This window comes from Saccharothrix lopnurensis, assembly GCF_042658445.1.
Classification (GTDB): Bacteria; Actinomycetota; Actinomycetes; order Mycobacteriales; family Pseudonocardiaceae; genus Actinosynnema; species Actinosynnema lopnurensis.
On the sequence record NZ_JBHSQO010000011.1, the window covers coordinates 24,778 to 41,351 of the forward strand.

Sequence of the window (16,574 nt, forward strand, 5' to 3'; positions counted from 1 at the left end):
GGGTCGTGTGCGGCAGGTACGCCTCCACCAAGAACCCGGCGCTGCTGGCCGCCGAGTTCGACGCGGTGGACGGGACGGAGGGCGACGAGCCCGGCCCCGACTACAACGTCGCGCCCACCAAGCGCGTGCTCGCCGTCGTCGAGCGCCACCCGCGCGACGACGAGGGCACCCCCGACCCGGACACCCTGGAGCGCAGCGTCCGCGTCATGCGCTGGGGCCTGGTGCCGCACTGGGCCAAGGACACCTCCGGCGCCGCCAAGATGATCAACGCGCGCTCGGAGAGCGTGCTGACCAAACCCTCCTACCGCGACTCGGCCGCCAAGCGCCGCTGCCTCATCCCCGCCGCCGGCTGGTACGAGTGGCAGCCCGGCGAGGGCCGCAAGCAGCCCTACTTCATCAACCCCGGCGACGACTCCAGCCTCGCCATGGCCGGCATCTGGTCGGTGTGGTGGCAGCAGGAGGGCGACGAGCGCACACCGGTCATCACCTGCGCGGTGCTCACCACCGACGCCATCGGCGAGATGACCGCCGTGCACCACCGGATGCCGCTGGTGCTGCCGCCGGACCGCTGGCACGCGTGGCTCGACCCCGACCTGACCGACCCGCGGGAACTCCTCGCGCCCGACCCCGCCCTGGTCGACGCGCTGGAGCTGCGCCCGGTGTCGATGCGGGTCAACAGCATCAAGAACAACGACCCGTCCCTCGTGGACGCGGTCGCCCTGGGGGAGTCCGAGAAACCGGAGCCCACCTTGTTCGAACTGTCATGACCTCCCGGGTGGTCGAGACCCCCCACGGCCCGGCACGGGCCGAACTGCACTGCGCGCCCGGCGGCCGGGCGGCGCTGCTGCTCGGGCACGGCGCGGGCGGCCTGATCACCGCGCCCGACCTCGTGGCCGCCGCGCGGGCCGCCGTGGACGTCGGGGTGCACGTGGCCCTGGTGGAACAGCCCTACCGGGTGGCGGGCAGACGCGCCCCCGCGCCCGCCGTGCAGCTCGACGCGGCGTGGCTCGCCGTGGTCGAGGACCTGTCCGCCGGCTGGTTCGACGACCTGCCCCTGGTGTTCGGCGGGCGCTCGTCCGGCGCGCGGGTGGCCTGCCGCACCTCCGCCGAGGGCCAGGCGGTCGCCGTGCTGTGCCTGGCGTTCCCCGTGCACCCGCCCGGCCGGCCGGAGAAGACCCGCCTGCCCGAGCTGGACGCCGTCGAGGTCGCCACGCTGGTGGTGCAGGGCGAGAACGACCCGTTCGGCCGCCCGGCCGCCGCGCACCACCGCGAACTGGCGCTGCTGCGCGGTGATCACAACCTCAAGGCCGACCTGGAGGGCGTGCACCGCGCGGTGGGGGAGTGGCTGGACCGCGTGCTGCGGCCGATGGGGTGAGGGCCGGCGGATCGGGGGCCGGTGGTCTGGTGGTTGCTGACCTCCTGACCCGGGGTCAGCCCGCGATCGGGGCCACCACCGCCTGGGTCAGGCGCACCAGGTCCGCCGGCGCGAGCTCGACCTCCAGCCCGCGCCGACCGGCCGAGCAGTACACGGTCCCGAAGGACTCGACCGAAGCGTCCACCACCACCGGCAGGCGCTTCTTCTGCCCCAGCGGCGAGATGCCGCCCGCCACGTACCCGGTGGCCCGCTCGGCCGCCGCCACGTCGGCCATCCTCGCCTTCTTGCCCTTCAGCGCCGCCGCCAGCGCCTTCAGGTCCAGCTGGCCGGTGACCGGCACCACACCCACCGCCAGCCTGCCGTCCACCTCCGCCACCAGCGTCTTGAACACGCGTTCGGGTGAGATCCCGAGCGCTTCGGCCGCCTCCAGCCCGTAGGACTCGTGCCGGGGGTCGTGCTCGTAGGTGTGCAGCTCGTGGGCCACCTTCTGCTTGTCCAGCAACGCGGTGGCGGGCGTCCCGCGTCCGGCCATGATCGCGCACCCTAGTGGAGGGAATGCCCGCCGAGGCGCCCGCGTTGCTCGGGACGTGGCTACCGAGGTGAAGGACCAGCGGGTCGGGCAGTCGGTCGCGGCACGACCGACCGGCGGACGGGTGGACGTCGGGCGACCGGGGAAGGCGCGCCCGCCGCGTGGTTCGGCTCACTGCCGTCCCACCGCCCGCCGCGTATCCTCGAACGCGTCCCAGACGACGTCCACCGCGCTGACCGGCAGGTGGGAAGGGAGCGCGGTGCCAGCCACGCGAACGCAGGTCCCGCCTAGCGACGAGACCTCGGCCGAGCGCGCAGCCAGGTTCGAACGCGACGCCATGCCGATGCTCGACCAGCTGTACTCGGCGGCCCTGCGGATGACCCGCAACCCGGCCGACGCCGAGGACCTGGTGCAGGAGACCTTCCTCAAGGCGTACGCGGCGTTCCAGTCGTTCGCCGAGGGCACCAACCTCAAGGCGTGGCTGTACCGCATCCTCACGAACACCTACATCAACGGCTACCGCAAGAAGCAGCGCCAGCCGCTCCAGCAGCCCACCGACGAGATCACCGACTGGCAGTTGGCCCAGGCGGAGAGCCACACGTCGTCCGGGCTGCGGTCGGCCGAAGTGGACGCGCTCGACCGGCTGCCCGACTCGGACGTCAAGGACGCCCTCCAGAGACTGCCCGAGGAGTTCCGGATCGCGGTCTACCTCGCGGACGTCGAAGGCTTCGCGTACAAGGAGATCGCAGACATCATGGGCACCCCGATCGGCACCGTGATGTCCCGGTTGCACCGGGGCCGCAGGCAGTTGCGCGAGCAGCTGGCGGACGTCGCGCGCGAACGCGGCTTCCTCCGCGACGGCAGCCGGGAGGTGGCGGGACGATGAGCTGCGGCGAACCGCACGAGACCGACTGCTCCGAGGTCCTGTCCGAGGTCTGGCTGTTCCTGGACCACGAGTGCGACCAGCGGCGCAAGGAACTCCTCCAGTCCCACCTGGACGAGTGCCACCCGTGCCTGGAGCAGTACGGCATCGAGGAGCACCTGAAGGCGCTGCTGGCCCGCAAGTGCGGCGGCGAGCTCGCGCCCGAGGAGCTGAAGCGGCGCCTGCGCGCCCACCTGTTCCAGACGACCGGCGAGGGCACCGTCGAGGTCGAGGTCGAGATCACGACGACCACCCGGGCCGCCGCCGCGCCGTCCTCGTCCCGGTCCTCCCGGTCCTCCTCGGACTGACGCGAGCCCGCGGAACGGCGCCGGACCCCTCGTGGTCCGGCGCCGTTCGCGTCACCGGTGGGCACCCGGAAACCCCGGTGCGCGCGGACGCGGCCCGTTGCCACGGTCGCGCGGCCGACCCCGGGAGGGCCGATGCCGCGGTTCTACGTGACCACCTCGCACCTGGACCCCGCACGGGCCGAGGTGGCGGCCGACGTGCTGGCCCGCCACCACCGCCTGCGGGGCGACCGGGTCCGCTTCCTGCTCGTCTCACCCGATCGTGGCACCAGGGACCTGCTGGCCCTGTCGTCCACCGACACCGTCACCCCGGAGGACCCCGCGCACCACGCCGGCGTGGTGCGCCTGTGGCGCGCGTGCGCGGCGGCGGGCGACCTGAGCCGCGGGCCGGGCGACGAGTGGTCGTTCCGGCTGTCGCGGCACACCGGGCGGCTCCGCGAGCTGATCGCGGCCGGTGAGCTGCGGATCGCGCCCGCCGCCCGCCGCGACGAGGTGCTGGAGCTGCTCGCGGCCGGGCTGCCGGACGTGCGCGCGGCCGGCTCCGCCGGTCGGGGCGTGCCGGTGCCCGACCACCCCGGCCTGGCGCTGGAGCGGTGGTGGGACGTGGCGACCGGCGTGACCGGCCTCGGGTACGGCGCGGACGGCCCCAACCACCGCCGCTGGTGGCTGGAGAGCGACCGGCGGGTGCACGTGGTCGGCGCGGACGGGTTGCGGCTGCACGCGGTGCTGTGGCCTGCGGTGCTGCTGTCGGCGGGGTTACCGCTGCCGACGGACGTCTACGCCCACGAGCCCGCAGGTGGGCTGGGGCTTCCCGGGCTCGACCCGCCCGGCCTCGGGCTGACCGGCACCGACCCGAGCGGCCCCAGCCCGGCCGGCCTCAACCCGCCCGGCCCCAGCCCGGCCGGCCTGGACCTCGCCGGCCTGGCCGAACACCACGGCGCCGACGCCGTGCGGTGGTGGCTGCTGCGCACCCCGCCGGGCGCCACCACACCGAACCCCGCCACACCGAACCCCGCCACACCGAACCCCGCCACACCGAACCCCGCCACACCGAACCCCGCCACCCACCTGCCGACAACACCCGACGGCCCGCCCACCCCCACCGGTCCCGCGACCGACCACCCGACACCCCCAGCCGCCGACCACCCGACGACTTCCGCGGCCAACCGCTCGGTCACCCTCGCCAACGATGACCTGGCCACCGCCCTCGGCGCCCTCGTCGACCGCGTCACCACCATGGTCCACCGCTACCGCGCCGGCCGACCGCCCGTCGCCGACCCGCCGGCGGACGCCGAGCCCCTGCTCGCCGCCTGCCGCGCCGCGCCCGAGCAGGTCCGCGAGGCGCTGGCCTCGTTCGACTTCCGGCGGGCCACCGACGCGGTGTGGCGGATCGTCGAGCAGGCCCGTCGCTACGCCGACCGCGCCCGCCCGTGGGACCTGGCCCGTGCCGACCGCGCCGGTGACCGCGACGCCCGTGACCGGCTCGACGCCGTGCTGGCCGCCCTGCTCACGGCCTGCCGCGTGCTGGCGACCGAGCTGACGCCGTTCCTGCCCACGCTCGCCGCCGGCATCGCGGGGCAGTGCATCACGCTCACCGACTCGCTCGCCGCGCCTCGATCCCTGTTCCCCCGGCGGTGAGGGTGCGCGGGGTGAAGTGAGCGCGGTGAGGGTGCGCGGGGCGGGGCGGGGTGAGCGGAGTGCGGGGTGCGTGGGGCTGGGGTGCGTGGGGCTGGGGTGCGTGGGGCTGGGGTGCGTGGCGAGCGGGGTGGTTGCCCGGGACTCCATTTCATTGACAACCGATGGGCATAACAGCGTTTCCGTACATCTCCGGGGTCTGCTTCACCCGGTCGTGCGACAAAGTCGCAGGGTCCGGCGCCGCCCGACCCCTAACGCGCCCCTACCCCGCCCGGCCATCCAACCCACCGACCCCCAGAAAACCGAAGGCCCCGAGAGCCGCAGCTCCGGGGGCCTTCGCGACACCACACCGCCGAACGACGGGTCAGGCGTTGGGGCGCTTCCCGTGGTTGGCGCCGCCCTTCTTGCGGTCGCGGCGCTTGCGGGCACGCTTCGACATGGGGTTCTCCTAGTGCTCGAACTACCTCACGTCAGTGTGTCACGACCCCTGATCCGCCCATCACCGGGCCTGAACCGTGGTTGGATTGCACCCGAGCGAAGGAGGGCCATGGCCGAGGAGATTCGCGCCGAGATCGTCGCCAACGTGGCGCAGATCTCCGTCCAGGAGGGCGACGAGGTCGACCACGAGACCACCGTGGTGGTCCTGGAGAGCATGAAGATGGAGATCCCGGTCCTCCCGGAGGGCTCCGGCAGGATCACCCGCATCGCGGTCGCGCCCGGCGACGTGGTGCAGGAGGGCGACCTGATCGCGGTGGTGGAGTAGCTGTCCACGCTCACCGACCTGCTCGCCGAGCACACCAAGCTCTCCGGCGCCGCCGTCGACCACCTCCAACTGGTGGTCGCGGAGTGGCAGCTGCTCTCGGACCTGAGCTTCGCGGACTTCCTGATGTGGGTGCCGCTGGACGACCGCGAGTTCCTGTGCGTCGCCCAGGCCCGGCCGACCACGGCGCCGACGGCGCACCCCGAGGACGTCGTGGGGAGCACGGTCGACGTCGACGAGCACCCGCAGCTGCGGCGCGCCATCTCCGAGCGGCGGATCTGCCGCGAGGAGGACCCGCGCTGGCACCTGGGCGTCCCGGTGCGCCGCGAGGCCATCCCGGTCAAGCGGAACGACGAGGTCATCGCGGTGCTCAGCCGCAACACCAACCTGGCCGTGCCGAGGGTGCCGAGCCCGCTGGAGATCTCCTACCTGGGCGGCGCCGCCGACCTGTGCCAGATGATCTCCGACGGCACGTTCCCGACCACCGAGCCCTCACCGGACGTGCACACGAGCCCTCGCGTCGGTGACGGCCTGATCAGGCTCGACGCGTCGGGCGCGGTGGTGTTCGCGAGCCCCAACGCGCTCAGCGCCTACCACCGCATGGGCCACGCCTCGGACCTGGTGGGCGTGCACCTGGCGCCGTTGACGCGGTCGCTGATCGGGGACCCGTTCGACGCCACCGAGGTCGCCCAGCGCATCCGGTCGGCGCTGGACGGCCAGCCGTCGATGCGCATCGAGGCCGAGTCGCGCCGGGGTGCGGCGGTGCTGTTCCGGGCGCTGCCGCTGCGGCCGCGGGGCAGTGCGGCGGGTGCGCTGGTGCTGTGCCGGGACGTCACCGAGGTCCGCCGGCGGGACCGGGCGCTGATGTCCAAGGACGCGACGATCCGCGAGATCCACCACCGGGTGAAGAACAATCTCCAGACGGTGGCCGCGCTGCTGCGCCTCCAGAGCCGCCGGACCAGCAGCGAGGAGGCCCGCGAGGCGCTGGCCGAGTCGGTGCGCCGGGTCACCTCGATCGCGCTCGTGCACGAGACGCTGTCGATGTCGGTGGACGAGCGGGTGGACCTGGACGAGGTGGTGGACAGGGTCATCCCGATGATGTCCGACGTCGCGGCCACCGAGTCCCAGGTGGTGGTGCGCCGGGACGGGCCGTTCGGCATCGTGCCCGCCGAGCTGGCCACACCGCTGGTGATGGTGCTGACCGAGCTGGTGCAGAACGCCTTCGAGCACGCGTACGCGGCGGGTCAGCGCGGCGAGGTCGTGGTGCACGCCGAGCGGTCGGCGAAGTGGCTGGACGTGGTGATCTCCGACGACGGCCGCGGCCTGCCGCAGGGCTTCTCGCTGGAGCGCACCGACCGCCTCGGGTTGCAGATCGTGCGGACACTGGTGGAGTCCGAACTCAGGGGCTCCTTGAGCTTGCGGCGTCGCCCCAAAGGCGGTACAGAGGCGGTCCTGCGCGTGCCCCTCAGAGCGCGGCGTTAGACTGCTCCCCGTGCACACGTGACAACCTGCCTCAGCGGGGTCACGTGGTCATGCGGGAGGGTGTGCAACACAAACGAAGGGCCCGACACCTGGCACGGTGTCGGGCCCTTCGCTGCTGTGTGTTGTCGGCTCAGGCGTTGCTGCGAGCCCGGGTGCGAGCGTTGCGGCGCTTGAGGGCGCGACGCTCGTCTTCGCTCATCCCGCCCCACACGCCGGCGTCCTGGCCGCTCTCCAGTGCCCACGAGAGGCAGTCGGAGACGACGGGGCAACGGCGGCAGACGGTCTTCGCCTCGGCGATCTGCAGGAGCGCAGGACCGCTGTTCCCAACGGGGAAGAACAGCTCGGGGTCCTCGTCGCGGCAGATCGCGCGGTGGCGCCAGTCCATTGGAACTACTCCTCAGCTAGGCGCGCAAAGGCGCGCCGGTCGTCAGCGGTCGGTTTTGGGGTGCTTGTGAATGCTTTCACGAACGGCCGGGATGTCAAGGGGTTAGCACTAACCCGGTGAGTGAACTCACCCGAAAGATCGACTGAGTTCACCTGTGGTTTCACGCAGAGGCATCACCGCAGGCCACAACATCGCGGATCGATCGCGTGACGGTCACGCGTCGGTCACACGAACGTGGTCACACCGCCACGGTCAGCGCACCCGGCACACCCGTGAACTCCACCTCGGTGCACTCCCCGAGCAGGTCTCCGTCCACCTGCAGGTTGACAGGCTCCCGGGTCGTCACCCGGACGTACTCGACGTCGTCACGCCGGAGCAGGTTCGCGCCCCTCGGGTTCCCATCCGTGGCCAAAAGATGCGCGACGTAGCGCAAAACTGTGGGCAAACCCATCCCGTGCAGGGCGAACAGGCCCAGACCGCCGTCGAACGACGTGCTCGGGTTGAGCCGGATCGCCTTGTCGCCGAGGTAGGTCCACGGATCGGTGTTCGACACGAAGGCCAGCCGCACGTCCTCGAACGGCGGTTCGTCCGGGACCTGCACGGTCAGGCTGGCGGGCTGCCGGCGCTGGGTGAAGTAGCCGGCCAGCGCGGTGCGCGCGTAGAGGCCGGGCGACGCCTGGAGGCCCCTGGCCCGCTGGTGCTCCACCTCGGCGACCACGTCGGCGTCCCAGCCGACGCCCGCGTTGAAGGTGAACCAGCGGTCGTGGTCGAGCTCCCCGCCCGAGGAGGCGACCTTGCCGAGGCTGACCCGGCGGCTGGTGCCGTGCTCGATGGCCTGGAGCAGGCGGTAGGTCGCCTCGACCGGGTCGCGGGGCAGGCCCAGGGCGCCCGCGAAGACGTTGGCCGAGCCGCCGGGGACGACCCCGAGCAGCGGCAGCCCCGGTCGCGCGCCACCGCGCAGCACGCCGTTGACGACCTCGTTCACCGTGCCGTCGCCGCCGTGCGCGACCACCAGGTCGTACCCGTCCACGACGGCTCCCGCGGCGGCGTCCGCCGCGTGCCCCCGGTAATCGGTCTCGACGACGTCGAGCTTCACCTCGCTGGCCAGTGCGTGCGCCAGCACGTCCCGACCGCCGGGCGTTGTCGCCGTCGCCTGCGGGTTGACCACCAGAAGTGCGCGCACCACCCCAGGGTAAGACAGCGCGTGACCTGAGGCAGATCGCGCTTTCCCCGGTAGGGAGGTTCAGGATGCCCGGAAGTGGGCAGGCTCTCCTTTCCCGCAGAGCGCTGCGGAGCCTCGTGACCAGCATCCGCGACAAGTGCACCCCGGCCCGACCGCCGGCTCGCCGAAGACTCCCTTGATCTTCGCCCCTGGCGCGGCCGAAGGGGACTCGCCAACCGGGTGGCCTACGATGCGTGACGAGTACTCACGGTGAGGAAAGGCCCAGCGTGTCGAACCGGAATGGGGTACCCGCGGCGGTCCGGGTGGCCGGCGCGCTGACCGCCCTGGAGGCGCTGGCCGCGCTGGCGTTCGCGGTCGCCCTGGTCGTGCGGTCGTTCAGCGTCGAGGACGCGGGGGCGGTGCTCGGCGAGGCGGCGTACTTCGCCGTGCTCGGCGGCGGGGTGCTCGCCGCCGCGATCGGGCTGCTGCTGGGCAGGCACTGGGGACGGACGCCGGCCGTCGTGCTGCAACTGCTGCTCCTGGGCGTGGCCTGGTACACCTACGGGCCCTCCGGGCAGCAGCTGTGGGGCGCGCTGGTGGGCGTCTACGCGGCGGTGGCGCTGTACCTGCTGTTCACCAACCCCGTGCGCCGCTGGGCGCTGGGTGTGGACGAACAGGACGATTAGGTCTTTTGGCCCCAGACCATGGTCTGGACGCTCGCCTACTAACGGCGGGTGGTCCCGCTCACTCCAACGAGTGACGCTGTGGGTGGTGAATTCACCACTCCCTGCGTTCGTTGAGGTGACGAATCCATGCGACTCACTCGCGCCCTGTCCGCGGCCGTCGGAGCCACCGCCGCAGTGCTGTCCGCGCTGGCCCTGACGGCGGTCGCGCCGACGGCCTCCGCCCAGGAGGCCGACGGCGTCCAGCCGTACATCATCGGCGGCGGCACGGCCAGCAACGCGCCCTGGGCGGCCCGGCTGTTCCGCAACGGCCAGCAGAACTGCTCGGCCACCATCATCGCGCCGACCTGGGTCCTGACCGCGCAGCACTGCGTGGCGTCCTCGGGGACCTACACGTTCCGCATCGGCAGCCTGGACCAGACCACCGGCGGCACGGTGGCCACCGCCACCCAGATCATCCAGCACCCGTCGGTCGACCTGGCGCTGGCGCGGCTGGACCGGTCCGTCTCGGCCACCTACGCGCCGCTGGGCACCACCACCGCGGTGGCGGTCAACCAGACCGTGCAGCTCTACGGCTGGGGCGCGACCTGCACCAACCAGCCGGAGATCAACTGCCAGGCGCGCTACCTCAAGTACGCCGACACCCGGGTCACCTCGGTCAACGGCAGCGACTACCGCGGTGGCGTCGCCATCTCGGTGACCCGCGTCAACGGCATCGCCGCCGGCGGTGACTCGGGCGGCCCGATGTTCGCCACCAGCCCGGTCGACGGCCGCCGCTACCAGGTCGGCGTCGCCTCCACCTCCGACCGCTCCACGCGGTCGAACTACACCGCCGTCACCCGCTACCGCGACTGGATCCGCTCCTACGCCGGCGTCTGACCGCGAGTCTCCCGACCGGGGGGCAGGACATATCCCGTCTTCCCCTGCGCCGCCCCCCGGTCGGGGTACCACCCGGGCCGTTCCGGCCCACCCACCAGTTCCAATCACCCTGCGTGTTCACGATTGGCGGATGGACACGAACGGAGTAGCCAGATACGGTTCTGCAGGCGTTCACGCCACTCCGGGTGCCGTGCAGGGTGAGGTGCGCAGTGCAGAACCCCCCGAGATGGGTGTCGACGAACGACGACGTCGAACGGCCCAACGTGGCCCGGCTCTTCGACTACTACCTCGGCGGGGCGCACAACTTCGCGGTCGACCGCAGGTTCGCCGAACTGGCCATGCCGCAGATCCCGACCGCGGAGATCATCCAGCACACCCGCGCGTTCCTGCGCCGCACGGTGCGCGTGTGCGTGGCCGCGGGCATCCGCCAGTTCCTCGACCTGGGCTCCGGCATCCCGACCGCGGGCAACGTGCACGAGGTGGCCCAGCAGGTCGACCCGACGTGCCGCGTGGTGTACGTGGACAACGAGGCCACGACCGTCGCCCACAGCCGCGCCATGCTGCGCGACAACCCGGGCGCGTCGATCGCGGAGGCCGACATCCGGGACGTGGGCGCCGTGCTGTCCGCCCCCGAGGTCCGCGGGCTGATCGACCTGTCCCAGCCGGTGGCCGTGCTCATGGTCGCGATCCTGCCGTACCTCGGCGACGCGGACCGGCCCGCCGAGCTGGTCGCCCGCTACCGGGACGCGGTCGCGGACGGCAGCTACCTGGTGATGAGCCACCTGACCGCCGACGAGCAGCCGGAGATGGTGGAGCAGCTGGTCGGCGTGACGGCCGAGTCGCTGTCCCCGATCGTGGCGCGGTCCAAGGCGGAGCTGGAGCCGCTGTTCGCGGGCTACGAGCTGCTGGAGCCGGGGCTGGTGATGGCCACCCGGTGGCGCGGCGAGGGCGAGCCGGAGAGCGGCGCGGAGGCGGTCGCCTACGGCGCGGTGGGGGTGAAGCGCTCGTCCGCCCGGGGGCGGTGAGTTCCGTGGCGCGTCGGCTCACCGCGGCCCGGGTGAGCGCCCCTCGGTGAGCCGCCGCGTCTGCTCCCCGAGCACGTCGACGGTGCGGGCCACCCAGTCCCCGATGACCCGCTGCTCCTCGGGCGTGTAACGGGCGGAGAGCTCCGCCATCGCGGCGCTCAGGCCCGCGAAGACCTGGCCGAACGCGCCGGGGACCGCGGTGATCACCACGCGCCGGCGGTCCTCGGGGTCGGGTTCGCGGCGGACCAGGCCCGCGCGTTCGAGCCGGTCGGCCACGCCGGTCACCGCACCCGGCGTCAGGTTGATCTCCCTGGCCAGGGCGCCCGCGGTCATCGGGCCGCGGCCGGCGATGAGGGCCAGCGCCCGCTGGTCGACCGCGGTCACGCCCAGGTGCGCGCCCACGGCCTCGTGGAAGGCCACCACGGCGGTGCTCAGCTCGCGCCCCTGGTCACGCGCCTCGTCCCGCGTCCCGGCCTGCTCTTCGCCCCGCGCCTCGCTCCCCTCGCCCATGCCCGGCACTTTACCGCTGCTGATATTTCAGTACACTAAACTAAAATATTCGTGGACAGGGGGGTTGTTCGGTGTCCGAGTTGCGCTTGGCGCTGGAGGTGCCGAGGTGGGCGGCGCGGTTCTGCCTGCGGCACTGGCCGGTGGTCGTCGGCCTGTCGCTGGTCGCGTCCGTGCAGCGGCTGGTGGCGGTGAACCGGGGCCTGCCCGGAGTCGCGGGGGTCGCCTCGGAGGTGGTGGTGCTGGCGGCGAGGGTCGCGCTGGTGGTCGTGGTGTGGCGGCTGGCCGTGCGCGGCGAACGACCGAGGTGGGCCGCCGCCCGCGCGTTCGCCTCCCGCCACCGGCGGTCGCTGCTGTGGCAGGGCGCGCTGCTGACGGCGGCGTTCCTGGTCTTCGACGTCGGCCTGGAGTCGCTCGGCTCCTCGCCGACCTACCTGGCCGTGCTGCTGTTCGTGAAGAACCCGACCGTCATCGCGTTCACGGTCGTGTGGTGGGTCGGGATCGCCCGGCAGGCCGCCGTCAGCCGTCCCGTCCCAGTCGGGTGAGCGCGTCGTCGGTGAGGCGGAAGACGGTCCACTCGTCCATCGGGACCGCGCCGAGCGACCGGTAGAAGCCGATCGCCGGGTCGTTCCAGTTGAGCACCGCCCACTCCAGCCGGGCGTAGCCCTGCCGCGCGCACTCCTCCGCGAGGGCCTGGAGCAGCGCCCGCCCGAGGCCGCCGCCGCGGTGGTCGGGCTGCACGAAGAGGTCTTCGAGGTAGATGCCGTGCGTGCCGCGCCAGGTGGAGAAGTTGAGGAACCACAGGGCGACGCCGACGACCCGACCGTCCACTTCGGCCACGTGGCCGAACAGGGAGGCGTTCGGGCGGAACAGGACGTCGTGCAGCTGCCCGGTGGTCAGCCGGCACTCGTGGCGGGCGCGCTCGTACTCCGCCAGCTCCTCGACCAGGGCCACGATCGCCGGCACGTCGTCCGGGCGGACGCGGCGGACGCGCGGGTCAGTCAACGTCGACCTCCCAGGCCGGCACGTTCAGCCGGCGCACCTGGGGGTCGCCGCGCTCGTCGCCGAGCACCGCGGTGCCCGCCGGGTCGAGGCCGAAGTGCACGCCCTGGTCCGGGGGCAGCTCCAGCCAGGCGGCGATGAGCACGCGGCTGAAGTGCCCGTGGCCGACGAGGACCACGTCACCGCCCCGCAGGGCCCGGCGGACGCGGTCGAGCACCGCGGTGGCGCGGCGGTGCACCTGCTCGGCGGTCTCGCCGTTGGGGGACGGGTGGGTCCACACGGTCCAGCCGGGCACGGTCTCGCGGATCTGCGGGGTGGTGAGGCCCTCGTGGTCGCCGTAGTCCCACTCGCCCAGGTCCTCGGTGCGCTCCACCTCGTGGAGACCGGCCAGCTCGGCGGTGCGCCAGGCGCGTTGCCGCGGGCTGGACAGGACCAGGGCGGGCGGCCGGTCGGTGCCGCGCAGGCGGGCGAGGACGGCCCCGGCGCGGCGGGCCTGCTGCACGCCGACCTCCGTCAGCGGGATGTCGGTGCGGCCGGTGTGGCGACCGGTCTCCGACCACTCGGTCTGGCCGTGCCGGAGGAGGTAGACGTGTGACGTCACGTCGTCGATCTTACGGTCGGCGGGGTCGGGTCGCCGGGGTCGGGCGCGATCGGGTTCGTGCCGCTGGTCACGGCGGTGACGACGAACGGCGCCGACCGGGCGTGGTTCCGCCGGGTCGGCGCCGTTCGCGCGAGGTGGATCAGGCCGCGGCCTTGGTCTCCCAGAAGATCTTGTCGATCTGGGCGATCAGGTCGAGCAGCTCCTGCCCCTTGGCCGGGTCCATGGAACCCTTGGCGCCCGACGCGCCGGCGGCCTTGGTCGCCTTGTTGAACAGCTCGTTCAGCTCCGGGTACTTCTCGAAGTGCGGCGGCTTGAAGTAGTCGGTCCACAGCACCCACAGGTGGTGCTTCACGAGCTCGGCGCGCTGCTCCTTGATCAGGAGAGCGCGGGTCCGGAACTCCGGGTCCTCGTTCGCCTGGTACTTCTCCTGGATCGCCTTGACCGACTCCGCCTCGATCCGGGCCTGAGCCGGGTCGTACACACCGCACGGGAGGTCGCAGTGCGCGGTGGCCTCCGGGAGTGGGCGGCGGAGTGAACGGATGCGCGACAGAAGTCGCATCTTTCCTCCCTGACAGTGGATGCTCCGACGTGCGGAACCCTACTCCGGGGGCGTCGCGCGGGCAGGCGGAGGTGATCGTTGGCACCGGACGGGCGTGGTGCGGAGGTCAACCCGTTGCCGCTGGTTCGGGTGGTCGGGCCGTCGATGGCGCCGACCCTCCGCGGCGGGGACGTCGTGCTGGTCCGGTACGGGGGGCGGCCCCGGCCCGGTGACGTGGTGCTGGTCAGGTGGGCCGCGCGGCCCGCGCGGCTGTCGGTCAAGCGGGCGGTTCGCGAGGTCCCCGGCGGGTGGCACGTGGAGGGGGACAACCCGTTCGCCTCGACCGACTCGCGCGAGCTGGGCGCGGCGGAGGTGGTGGGCGCGGTGCGGTTCCGGCTCTGGCCCCGGCCGCGGCGGCTTCGTCGACGCCCCGGCTGACGCTACTGGCTGACGCTCCTGGCTGGCGCGCCCGGCTGACGCGCCGGACCCCGGTGGCCCGGTCTCAGCCCTTCAGCTGCGCGTACCACGCCTGGCAGGCGTCGTACGAGGGCAGCAGGCCCGCCGCCCGCGCCTCCTCCAGGGTCGGCGCGGCCGCGTCCTTCGGCGACAGCACCGGCTCGATGCCGGCGGGCCACGGCAGCTCCACCGACAGCGGGTGGACGCCGCGCTCCGCCTTCGGGTTGAAGCCCTCCGAGCACAGGTAGGAGGCGACCGACCCGTCCTCCAGCGACATCAGCGCGTGGCCCAGCCCCTCGGGCAGGTACACCGCGTTGAACCGGTCGGCCGACAGCTCCGCGGCGTCCCACTCGCCGAACGTCGGCGACCCGACCCGCAGGTCGTACATCACGTCCAGGAGCCGCCCGCGCGAGCAGTGGACGTACTTGGCCTGGCCCGGCGGCACGGTGGCGTAGTGCAGCCCCCGGACCACACCGCGCCGGGACTCGCTGTGGTTGGTCTGCGCGACCCGCAGCGGGTGGCCCACGGCCTCCTCGAACGCCTCCGCCTGGAAGGGGGCGACGAACAGCCCTCGGTCGTCCGGGAACACCGAAGGGGTGAACTCGAACGCCCCGGGAATTTTCAGCTCACGTGCCTTCATGCCGGACACCCTAGGGCCCGGCGATTCTTGACCGATCCTGCCTGCGAAAACTGACCGGTCGGTTCAGAAAACCGGACGTACGTCTCGTGAAAATGGCCTCTGACCTGCGAAAAGACTGTGATCCCCGTCGCAGACAGCGATCGTCCGCGCTGCCATGCTTGCCCGCACACCGCCTTCCAGGGCGGCCCCGCGACCGCGTGGGCCGACCCGCAGCCAGGCCCCGTCGACCCGCGTGACCACGCCGGTCCCGGTGCGCCACCGCCATTCGCGCACCGCAGGAGGGACTTCCGTGACCGCAGTCAACGAGCCGCTCACGACCGAGCTGACCGACGACGAGATCTTCGCCGCGCACGAGGGCGGCAAGCTCGGCGTCGGCACCACCGCCTCGCTGGCCGACCCCCGCGCCCTGTCCATCGCCTACACGCCCGGCGTGGCCCGGGTCAGCCGCGCCATCGCCGACGACCCGGCCCTGGCCGCCCGCTACACCTGGGCGCACCGCCTGGTCGCGGTGGTCAGCGACGGCACGGCCGTGCTCGGCCTGGGCGACATCGGCCCCCGCGCCTCCCTCCCGGTCATGGAGGGCAAGGCCGCGCTGTTCAAGACCTTCGGCGGCCTGGACTCGATCCCGCTGGTGCTCGACACCACGGACGTGGACGAGATCGTGGAGACGCTGGTCCGGCTGCGCCCGTCCTTCGGCGCGGTCAACCTGGAGGACGTCGCCGCGCCCCGCTGCTTCGAGCTGGAGGCCCGGCTCGTCGAGGCCCTGGACGTGCCGGTCATGCACGACGACCAGCACGGCACCGCCGTGGTCGCGCTGGCGGCCCTGCGCGGCGCCAACGCCGTGCTCGGCAAGCGCGTCGGCGACCAGCGGGTGGTCATCTCCGGTGTGGGCGCGGCCGGGGTGGCCTGCGCGAAAATCCTGCTCGCGGCGGGCGTGGGCGAGGTGACGCTGGTCGACTCGCGCGGCATCGTGCACGCGGGCCGCGACGGGCTGAACCCGGTCAAGGCGGAGCTGGCCGAGGTCACCAACGCGAGCGGCCTGCGCGGCGGCATCGCGGAGGCGCTGCGCGGCGCGGACGTGTTCGTCGGCGTGTCCTCCTCGCGGGTGGAGGAGGAGCTGATCGCGGCCATGGCGGGCGACGCGGTCGTGTTCGCGCTGTCCAACCCCGACCCCGAGGTGCACCCGGAGGTCGCCGGGCGGCACGCGGCCGTGGTCGCGACCGGGCGCAGCGACTTCCCCAACCAGATCAACAACGTGCTGGCCTTCCCCGGCATCTTCCGGGGCGCGCTGGACGCCGGCGCCCGCCGGATCACCGAGGGCATGAAGCTCGCCGCCGCGGACGCCATCGCCGCGGTCGCCGCCGACGACCTCGCCGTCGACCGGATCGTGCCCAGCGCGCTGGACCCCCGGGTCGCGCCCGAAGTGGCCGCCGCGGTGGCCTTGGCAGCCCGGCAGGACGGGGTAGCCTGACCGGAGTCGGAGTTGGGAGAGCTCCGGCCGCATCCGTCCGTACCCCTCGATTGACAACGAAACCGCCAAGGTGTTGTTTCGTTAACCCGTTGAGGGGTGGGCGATGACGCTCCGAAGCGCTACCGTCCCTCTCCTCGGGTGAATATTGCCCGTGGAGAGGGACGCCGTTTTCGGGTGCGGTCGGGCCGGTCATCCCTGCCGTAGACACGGGAAGGTG

22 protein-coding genes are annotated in these 16,574 nt (G+C 72.8%); 13 read left to right on the forward strand and 9 right to left on the reverse strand.

Features of this window, described 5'->3' with window-relative positions; all coding sequences use genetic code 11:
• The first annotated feature begins 5 nt into the window (after positions 1-5).
• On the forward strand, positions 6-767 hold the full coding sequence (locus ACFP3R_RS12965; protein WP_380635868.1) for an SOS response-associated peptidase: 762 nt from the start codon (positions 6-8) through the stop codon (positions 765-767).
• A complete protein-coding gene (locus ACFP3R_RS12970) occupies positions 764-1,375 on the forward strand; it encodes an alpha/beta hydrolase family protein (RefSeq protein WP_380635870.1) in 612 nt (203 codons plus the stop codon). Before ACFP3R_RS12965 ends, ACFP3R_RS12970 begins: the two co-directional genes overlap by 4 nt.
• Positions 1,376-1,430: 55 nt before the next feature.
• Here the strand turns inward: ACFP3R_RS12970 and ybaK are convergent, their stop codons facing one another.
• Positions 1,431-1,907 (reverse strand): Cys-tRNA(Pro) deacylase, encoded by a 477-nt coding sequence (gene ybaK, locus ACFP3R_RS12975; protein WP_380635872.1) that lies wholly within the window; start codon positions 1,905-1,907, stop codon positions 1,431-1,433.
• Positions 1,908-2,163: 256 nt separating this feature from the next.
• On the opposite strand from ybaK, the gene ACFP3R_RS12980 reads away from it, so the two are divergent.
• The 3 genes from ACFP3R_RS12980 to ACFP3R_RS12990 all read left to right on the forward strand — a co-directional run bounded on the left by ACFP3R_RS12980 (position 2,164) and on the right by ACFP3R_RS12990 (position 4,769).
• A complete protein-coding gene (locus ACFP3R_RS12980) occupies positions 2,164-2,790 on the forward strand; it encodes a sigma-70 family RNA polymerase sigma factor (protein WP_380635874.1) in 627 nt (208 codons plus the stop codon).
• Positions 2,787-3,134: a mycothiol system anti-sigma-R factor gene (gene rsrA / locus ACFP3R_RS12985; protein WP_380635876.1), complete on the forward strand. Its 348-nt coding sequence runs from the start codon at positions 2,787-2,789 to the stop codon at positions 3,132-3,134. Before ACFP3R_RS12980 ends, rsrA begins: the two co-directional genes overlap by 4 nt.
• Positions 3,135-3,266: 132 nt before the next feature.
• A complete protein-coding gene (locus tag ACFP3R_RS12990) occupies positions 3,267-4,769 on the forward strand; it encodes a class I tRNA ligase family protein (RefSeq protein ID WP_380635878.1) in 1,503 nt (500 codons plus the stop codon).
• A gap of 361 nt (positions 4,770-5,130) precedes the next feature.
• On the opposite strand, the gene ACFP3R_RS12995 is transcribed toward ACFP3R_RS12990, so the two are convergent.
• Entirely contained in the window at positions 5,131-5,205 is a 75-nt protein-coding gene (locus ACFP3R_RS12995) for a 50S ribosomal protein bL37 (RefSeq protein WP_096498094.1), read from the reverse strand.
• A 108-nt stretch (positions 5,206-5,313) separates the two neighbouring features.
• Between ACFP3R_RS12995 and ACFP3R_RS13000 the strand changes: the two genes are divergently transcribed.
• Both ACFP3R_RS13000 and ACFP3R_RS13005 read left to right on the forward strand, forming a co-directional pair.
• A complete protein-coding gene (locus tag ACFP3R_RS13000; RefSeq protein ID WP_380635880.1) occupies positions 5,314-5,529 on the forward strand; it encodes a biotin/lipoyl-binding carrier protein in 216 nt (71 codons plus the stop codon).
• A complete protein-coding gene (locus ACFP3R_RS13005; RefSeq protein WP_380636128.1) occupies positions 5,530-7,008 on the forward strand; it encodes a sensor histidine kinase in 1,479 nt (492 codons plus the stop codon). It abuts the gene before it with no gap.
• A gap of 130 nt (positions 7,009-7,138) precedes the next feature.
• Here the strand turns inward: ACFP3R_RS13005 and ACFP3R_RS13010 are convergent, their stop codons facing one another.
• A complete protein-coding gene (locus tag ACFP3R_RS13010; protein WP_053719541.1) occupies positions 7,139-7,393 on the reverse strand; it encodes a WhiB family transcriptional regulator in 255 nt (84 codons plus the stop codon).
• Between the two features lie 238 nt (positions 7,394-7,631).
• On the reverse strand, positions 7,632-8,576 hold the full coding sequence (locus ACFP3R_RS13015; RefSeq protein ID WP_380635883.1) for a diacylglycerol/lipid kinase family protein: 945 nt from the start codon (positions 8,574-8,576) through the stop codon (positions 7,632-7,634).
• 266 nt (positions 8,577-8,842) lie between these two features.
• On the opposite strand from ACFP3R_RS13015, the gene ACFP3R_RS13020 reads away from it, so the two are divergent.
• The 3 genes from ACFP3R_RS13020 (at position 8,843) to ACFP3R_RS13030 (ending at position 11,142) form a co-directional block, all read left to right on the forward strand.
• Complete coding sequence (locus ACFP3R_RS13020) at positions 8,843-9,241, forward strand: hypothetical protein (protein WP_380635885.1); 399 nt, start codon at positions 8,843-8,845, stop codon at positions 9,239-9,241.
• Positions 9,242-9,367: 126 nt separating this feature from the next.
• Positions 9,368-10,117: a S1 family peptidase gene (locus ACFP3R_RS13025; RefSeq protein WP_380635886.1), complete on the forward strand. Its 750-nt coding sequence runs from the start codon at positions 9,368-9,370 to the stop codon at positions 10,115-10,117.
• Between the two features lie 230 nt (positions 10,118-10,347).
• Positions 10,348-11,142, forward strand: coding sequence for an SAM-dependent methyltransferase (locus ACFP3R_RS13030; protein WP_380635888.1), 795 nt, complete (start codon positions 10,348-10,350; stop codon positions 11,140-11,142).
• Between the two features lie 18 nt (positions 11,143-11,160).
• On the opposite strand, the gene ACFP3R_RS13035 is transcribed toward ACFP3R_RS13030, so the two are convergent.
• The gene (locus ACFP3R_RS13035) at positions 11,161-11,652 is read right to left on the reverse strand and encodes a MarR family transcriptional regulator (RefSeq protein WP_380635890.1); all 492 of its coding nucleotides are present in this window, start codon (positions 11,650-11,652) and stop codon (positions 11,161-11,163) included.
• A 71-nt stretch (positions 11,653-11,723) separates the two neighbouring features.
• Here ACFP3R_RS13035 and ACFP3R_RS13040 point away from each other — a divergent pair, with 71 nt between their 5' ends.
• Positions 11,724-12,194, forward strand: coding sequence for a hypothetical protein (locus tag ACFP3R_RS13040; protein WP_380635892.1), 471 nt, complete (start codon positions 11,724-11,726; stop codon positions 12,192-12,194).
• On the opposite strand, the gene ACFP3R_RS13045 is transcribed toward ACFP3R_RS13040, so the two are convergent.
• From ACFP3R_RS13045 to sodN, 3 genes are all read right to left on the reverse strand, one after another.
• Entirely contained in the window at positions 12,169-12,654 is a 486-nt protein-coding gene (locus tag ACFP3R_RS13045) for a GNAT family N-acetyltransferase (RefSeq protein ID WP_380635894.1), read from the reverse strand. The two genes, ACFP3R_RS13040 and ACFP3R_RS13045, sit on opposite strands and share 26 nt — an antisense overlap.
• Positions 12,647-13,252, reverse strand: coding sequence for a histidine phosphatase family protein (locus tag ACFP3R_RS13050; protein WP_380635896.1), 606 nt, complete (start codon positions 13,250-13,252; stop codon positions 12,647-12,649). The genes ACFP3R_RS13045 and ACFP3R_RS13050 overlap by 8 nt, the downstream gene beginning before the upstream one ends.
• A gap of 139 nt (positions 13,253-13,391) precedes the next feature.
• The gene (sodN, locus tag ACFP3R_RS13055; protein ID WP_380635898.1) at positions 13,392-13,811 is read right to left on the reverse strand and encodes a superoxide dismutase, Ni; all 420 of its coding nucleotides are present in this window, start codon (positions 13,809-13,811) and stop codon (positions 13,392-13,394) included.
• A gap of 114 nt (positions 13,812-13,925) precedes the next feature.
• Between sodN and ACFP3R_RS13060 the strand changes: the two genes are divergently transcribed.
• Complete coding sequence (locus ACFP3R_RS13060; RefSeq protein WP_380635899.1) at positions 13,926-14,228, forward strand: S26 family signal peptidase; 303 nt, start codon at positions 13,926-13,928, stop codon at positions 14,226-14,228.
• A gap of 64 nt (positions 14,229-14,292) precedes the next feature.
• On the opposite strand, the gene ACFP3R_RS13065 is transcribed toward ACFP3R_RS13060, so the two are convergent.
• Positions 14,293-14,886, reverse strand: coding sequence for a dTDP-4-dehydrorhamnose 3,5-epimerase family protein (locus tag ACFP3R_RS13065; protein WP_380635901.1), 594 nt, complete (start codon positions 14,884-14,886; stop codon positions 14,293-14,295).
• Between the two features lie 289 nt (positions 14,887-15,175).
• On the opposite strand from ACFP3R_RS13065, the gene ACFP3R_RS13070 reads away from it, so the two are divergent.
• On the forward strand, positions 15,176-16,357 hold the full coding sequence (locus ACFP3R_RS13070) for an NAD(P)-dependent malic enzyme (protein ID WP_380635903.1): 1,182 nt from the start codon (positions 15,176-15,178) through the stop codon (positions 16,355-16,357).
• The last annotated feature ends 217 nt before the right edge of the window (positions 16,358-16,574 follow it).